This is a genomic window from Spirochaetaceae bacterium (genome assembly GCA_009784515.1).
Taxonomy (GTDB): domain Bacteria; phylum Spirochaetota; class Spirochaetia; order WRBN01; family WRBN01; genus WRBN01.
This window is the reverse complement of sequence record WRBN01000097.1, coordinates 1-6035: the sequence shown is the minus strand read 5'-3', so window position 1 is coordinate 6035 and position 6035 is coordinate 1. Positions and strand designations below refer to the sequence as shown.

General features: G+C 38.9%; 7 protein-coding genes. 5 read left to right on the top strand and 2 right to left on the bottom strand.

The annotated features are described in order from the left end of the window. Nucleotides 1-199, top strand: a 199-nt coding sequence (locus FWE37_08820; protein MCL2521082.1) for a purine-nucleoside phosphorylase, incomplete at its 5' end; no start/stop codon positions are given. Between the two features lie 103 nt (nt 200-302). Here FWE37_08820 and FWE37_08815 read toward each other — a convergent pair. Then, nucleotides 303-680 carry a type II toxin-antitoxin system PemK/MazF family toxin gene (locus tag FWE37_08815; protein MCL2521081.1) on the bottom strand — a complete coding sequence of 126 codons (378 nt, stop codon included), beginning with the start codon at nt 678-680 and terminating at the stop codon, nt 303-305. A gap of 363 nt (nt 681-1043) precedes the next feature. Next, nucleotides 1044-1667, bottom strand: coding sequence for a hypothetical protein (locus FWE37_08810; GenBank protein ID MCL2521080.1), 624 nt, complete (start codon nt 1665-1667; stop codon nt 1044-1046). A 182-nt stretch (nt 1668-1849) separates the two neighbouring features. Here FWE37_08810 and gltX point away from each other — a divergent pair, with 182 nt between their 5' ends. The 4 genes from gltX to FWE37_08790 all read left to right on the top strand — a co-directional run. Next, entirely contained in the window at nt 1850-3316 is a 1467-nt protein-coding gene (gene gltX / locus FWE37_08805; GenBank protein MCL2521079.1) for a glutamate--tRNA ligase, read from the top strand. A gap of 82 nt (nt 3317-3398) precedes the next feature. Then, complete coding sequence (locus tag FWE37_08800; GenBank protein ID MCL2521078.1) at nt 3399-4073, top strand: hypothetical protein; 675 nt, start codon at nt 3399-3401, stop codon at nt 4071-4073. 94 nt (nt 4074-4167) lie between these two features. Then, nucleotides 4168-5286 (top strand): helix-turn-helix domain-containing protein, encoded by a 1119-nt coding sequence (locus FWE37_08795; protein MCL2521077.1) that lies wholly within the window; start codon nt 4168-4170, stop codon nt 5284-5286. After that, the coding region (locus tag FWE37_08790) for a 30S ribosomal protein S12 methylthiotransferase RimO (protein MCL2521076.1) at nt 5276-6035 on the top strand (760 nt) is incomplete at its 3' end. The genes FWE37_08795 and FWE37_08790, both read left to right, overlap by 11 nt.

Here is a 6035-nt window from a genome sequence, read left to right as displayed (position 1 = left end):
CTACGGCGTTTTAGCTGTAGAGATGGAGGCCAATGCTCTGTACACCTTAGCCGCTAAGTACAAAGCCAATGCTTTATGTTTGCTAACAATAAGCGACCACTTGGTAAGCGGCGAGGCTACCAGCCCCGAAGAACGTCAGCTAACTTTTACCGAGATGATGAAAGTGGCCTTAGAGGCTTGCGTGGCTATGCCGCAGTAAAAAATTAACCGCAATACAAGCCGCAGGGTTGTATAGTAAACGCACGAAAATAATTTGTCTTTTTTGTGTAGAACTCTAACGGCTTGTGTGTGTTTTGTGGTAGTTATTTGATAATTTTTTGTATTTTTTCAATTATTTTACTGTAGTAATGGCCATCTAGGCAAATATTTTGTATATTTTGACGGTATAATCGTTGTAATCTTGCTAAATTAACAATTTGTAACATATCACATAAAGCCCAGCATTTTTTATGTTTTAAATTGCCGGGCATAAAGCCTAGCGGAATTTCTACAGTAAAACTTAATTCTTTAGTGGGTTTTTGTGTTGTAAAGGGTACCACTAATGCTAAGCGGTGCCTTTTATGCGGTTTTATAATGACAACCGGCCTAATTTTACCAATTTCAGGCTTTATATTAGCGGTAAATTCGTGGTTACTTATTGTACCATCTTTTTTATTATAACAAGATTCAAAATTACACATAAATATTTGAGCACACTTTACAAACTGTGGTTCATTTTTTAACATGAGCAGCTTTCCAAATTCCAAGCCCCGCTTTTAAGCGGGGCCGAGTAACCCAGTTAAGGGAGCGTAAAACTACTTTTTAGCGAACAGCTTTACATAAATAAAATAACATTTTTATCTGTAAAAGTCAATACTTTTTTGTTATTTTCATTTAAGTAAATGCCTTATATTTGTCAACGATAAGCGACCACTTAGTTACCGGCGAAGCTACCAGACCCCGATGAGCGGCAACTAACCTTTACCGGGATGATGAAAGTGGCGCTGGAATAGAAAATATCTAACTATATAATAAGTGCCTTATTGACTTAGAGTAAGGTAGCTTTAAGCTTTATCTAAGTCATAACGGAGATTTTGGTAGCCATTATTGTTGGTATCATATCCAAAATGAATTGAAAGGATAGAACCATGTTTATTTATATAAGCTTCTATATTTCCTCTTCTATCAGTAACGGTGATAGGGTTAATCCCATCAAACCAACAATTAATTAATAGTTGCTCTATTAAGCTTTGATTGTTAAGTCTGATACTTTCGTTACTATTAAGCAAATCAAAATCATTTGTTTTGCTATAAAAAGAAATGTTAGGTGAATTAGTTCTTTCAAAAATTAGAATATATTGATTATTATGCGGAAAGTCGTCGTTAATACTAATGCTATATTTCACTTCTATTTGTACAGAATCGTGCCGTTTCTTTTTTGGATTATACGCATCGGTAGTAATATTACCAATATGTGAAATAAAAGTGCTACCGCGTAATTCATTAAGATTAATAGGGTAGTTCTTAGCAGGAATTTTTCTGAAAGTCTGATAATTATTTTTGGCTACATCTTTATCTTTAGGAAATATTATTGTTTTTAATATAAGAATTACTACAATTATTACTATTATTTGCCACATTTTATTTAACTCCATAAACAACATTATTAAATTTCCCAGAAATTCCATAAATCTATTATAACAAAATAATGGATTTAGTCAAGCATAAATTTTAATATAATTGTAGTAAATAGCCCATAATGTTAATCTAAAAGTTAAAATTCTGTTAAAAACCTTTCATTTAAGACAAGCCTCTTGCCTATCACCGGCTTTATCGTGTATACTAAGCCAGCAACGATGAGGAGATTTTAATGACTGTGCGTGTACGTTATGCCCCCAGCCCAACGGGTTACCAGCATATCGGCGGCGCCCGAACGGCGCTGTTTAACTATTTTTTTGCCCGCGCTAACGGCGGTAAATTTATTATTAGGCTTGAAGATACCGACCAAGAACGTACCTTTCCCGAAGCGATAGACGATTTATATGCCACCCTAAATTGGCTGGGCATTAACTACGATGAAGGCCCCAATAAAGATGGCGGCTATGGCCCTTATATTCAAAGCCAGCGGCTCGATTTATATCAAAAACATGCCAAAGAGCTGGTGGAAAAAGGCAAAGCGTACTATTGTTATTGTACTCCTGCTAGGTTAGAGCGCATTCGCAAAATCCAAGAGGCCAACGGTATGGCGCCGGGTTACGACCGCCACTGCCGCGACCTTACTGCCGAAGAAATTGCCCAAGCGAAAGCCGATGGTATAACGCCGGTGGTTCGGTTGTTAATCCCCCTCGAGGTTACCGTAACGGTACACGATGAGGTGATGGGCGATTTTAGTTACGTAGGGAAAGATATTTCACCAGATCCTGTCTTGCTCAAAAGTGATGGCTTTCCTACTTATCATTTGGCCAATGTTATCGATGACCACGCAATGGCCATTACCCACATTATGCGGGCGCAGGAGTGGATACCCAGCGCACCTTTTCATAAATTATTATACGAGGCCTTTGGCTGGCAGATGCCCAAACTTTGCCATCTGCCGATGGTAATGGGTAACGATAACCATAAGTTAAGCAAACGGCATGGGGCAACATCGGTGCGCGAGTTTGTTGCTAAAGGCTACCTACCGCAGGCTATTATTAATTACATCAGCCTATTGGGCTGGAGTTACGATGACAGCCGCGAGTTTTTTACAATGGACGAGCTGTGCCAATTTTTTACAATGGAGCGTATTAACAAAGCTCCGGCGGTGTTTGATTATAAAAAATTGGAATGGTTTAACGGCCAATATATGCGTAAATTAAGTGATGACGAGTTAAAAACTTTGTTAAAGCCTTTTTTAGTAGCGGCCGGCTTAATAACTAACCAACCCGATAGCCAAACCGAAAAATTATTAGATAAAATTATGCCGTTAATTAAAGAAAGGCTTACTTTATTAAGTGAGGCGCCGGCTTTAGTTAAGTTTTTCTTTGCCAGACCGGCTAGCTATAATATAGAGGAAGCTATCGCTAAAAAGAGCGATAAAGCCACCACTTTAAAGGCTTTACAGGCGGCGCGTCCGTTAATTGAAGATTTTGCCGGTAAAGATGAGGCCACCAACGAAGCCGCTTTTAGGGCTTTAGCCGATGAGCTGGGCATAAAAATTAATATGTTACTGCAACCGCTGCGTGTAGCGGTTACCGGTAGCAGCGTCTCGCCGCCGTTATTCCCTTCAATTTATTTATTGGGAACGGCAGAGGTGCTTGCCAGAGTAGATGATTTAATAAAACTTTTTAATGAGTAGCTTAGGCTTGTGTCATTGCAAGCGGTAGCGCAGCAAACCATAAATTAGAGGAATTTACTAAAATAAGTGAGGTAAAATGTTTATGAAAAAAGTTACTGTTTTTTTATTGTTACTATTAATAACGAGCGGGCTTCAGGCCCAAACGGCGCAAACAGCCAGCGATTTTTTAAATAGGGTTAGCGAACGCTACGCTACCATTAACGACTATACAGCCAATATTACCATTAGGTGGCCCAACCGTGTAGAGACGGGGCAGTTGCTGTTTAGGGCTCCTAACAATTTGCGTATTAATTATACCAGTCCGCCCAATCAAACCTTAGTTATTAATAATAATTTATTGCAGTTGCATTTACCGCGTTTTGGGGCTATTATGGAGCAGCGGCTAGGTGCCAGCGATGTAGCGCTGGGCGGCTTAATGACCGGCGCCGGCCTGCGTATTTTGCAAGAAAATTATTCGGTAAGCTGGATAAATACTCCCAATTTGCAGCCTTTAGTACCGGGTAGCAGTATAATGGTGCATAAATTACGGCTGGAGTGGCGTACTTTTAGTGAAGGTTTTCGTACTATCGATTTATCCATTACTCCTAACTTATTGATTGTAAGGGTAGAGGCCACCACCAGTTTGTTTGAGCGGATTATCTTTGAATATAGTAATATTAATTTAAATACCGGCCTTGCGGCTTCGTTATTTGTGTTGGAACTGCCCGAAACCGATAAGCCAACCACCTTTACTAATTTTTTGTTTCCCACTAATTAGGTGAAAAGTGAAAGATATTAAATAATTAATAATTTTCAGTTTTTAACTATTCAATTATTTTATTACAATGTAAAAGGGTAGAGTTACTGTTTTTATGAAAAAAGTTGGTGAAAGCTTAAAGGAAGCGCGCGAAAAACTGGGTATCGATTTAGAGACGGCTGCCGCCGAAACTAATATATCGCTAAGATATTTACAAGCCTTAGAGGCCGATAATTTTGAGGCCTTTAACAGCGAAACCTATGTGCAGCTTTTTTTAAAAAATTATGCCGATTTTTTATCGTTAGATACTAATCGCATTTTGGCTTTGTATCGTAACCATAAACTTGGTGAAGAACAAGCCCCTATGGATTTACTAATGGAAAAACCTAAAAGTAAATTACCTATAATAATTTTAATGTTTTTAGCGGCACTAACTTTAGTTGCCAGTTTTATTTTTGTGGCTTTGCCGCAAATTGCCGAGCGCAATAGAGTGCGTGCGCAATTAGAGGAAGAGCGCAGACAAAATGCTTTATTGGTTACTAAGCAAAGTTTTATATTAGAAAATTTTATCGATGAACTGCTCTCTGTAGATGACGAAGTAATAGTTTCTTTTAGCGAAGATGTAACTTACCGCTTTGTCCTTATGCGTTATAGCAGCAGCAGTTTACTTTTTGAGCTTTACCGTAACGATACGCTTTTGGATACCTTCCAGCTGCAATTAGGTAACGAAAGGTTTTTTAGCCTAAATTCGGCAGACAGAGCTAATTTTATGGTAAGTTTACTGGATATTGGCTTGCAAAACAATACGGCGGCGCGTGTGCGTTTTGAGCGTTTAGATGTAGCTGCGGTTAGCAGCTTACCCGGCGAAGTTATGCCGGTTAATAGTGCAGTCAATTTAGCGATTAACCCTAGCTTAGGGCGGCAAACTATTTTAAGCGTAGTAAGCCCAATTCAGGTAGATGTCGTTATTACTTTTAGGGGTTATAGTTATTTTAGGTTTAGACTAGATAACAACGAGCAAAACGAACGTTTTTTTCAAAATGGCGACCGTTTTCAGCGTACTATGCGCAACAATATGCGCCTTTGGGTAAGCGATGCCGAGCAGGCCAGCCTAAGAGTTGGTTTTAACGAGCTCTCTTTAGGGCGGGCCGGCGAGATAGTGGTTAAAGATTTAAGATGGCTCTTTAATGGTTACACCAGAATGTGGGAACTGGTCTTAGATAATGTCGTTTAAAAAAATATATATAGATAATTTAGGCTGTGCTAAAAATCAAGTTAACGCCGAAATAATGGTAGCTTCGCTTAGTGAGGCCGGTTATCGGCTTAGCGAAGCAGCCGATGCCGATGTGATTATTGTTAATAGCTGCGGTTTTGTGGAGAGCGCTAAAAAAGAGGCTATCCAACATTTTTTTAGCGCTAAAAATAATTACAAGGCTAAAATTGTTTTTGCCGGTTGTATGGCCGAACGTTATGGTGATGAATTAAAAGAACTATTGACAGAGGCCGATGGTCTTTATGCCGGTAAGCCCGAAGTTGTGGGCAGCTTTGTTGAGCAATTACAGGGTAACCCAATAATAAAGGCCGCTGCCGGCCCACTAAAGCGTAAAGAACGTTTTTCATTTAACGGCAGTGCCTATTTAAAAATTGCCGAAGGCTGTAATAATGGTTGCCGCTACTGCGCTATTCCTTTAATTAAAGGCCCTTTAATTAGCCGAAACAGCGCAGAAATTATTAATGAATTTAATTTTTTATTGGAAGACGGTGTTAAGGAGATTAACTTAATAGCCCAAGATTTAGCCAGCTACGGCTTTGATAAGGGGCAAAGTTTATATCAGCTATTAAAAGAATTATCTAAAATAGATAAAACTTTTTATGCGAGGTTATTATATTTACACCCCGATTTATTCCCGCTGGAAATTTTAGAACTAATAGCTAACGATAGCCGCTTTTTACCTTACTTTGATATACCTTTTCAGCATGCCG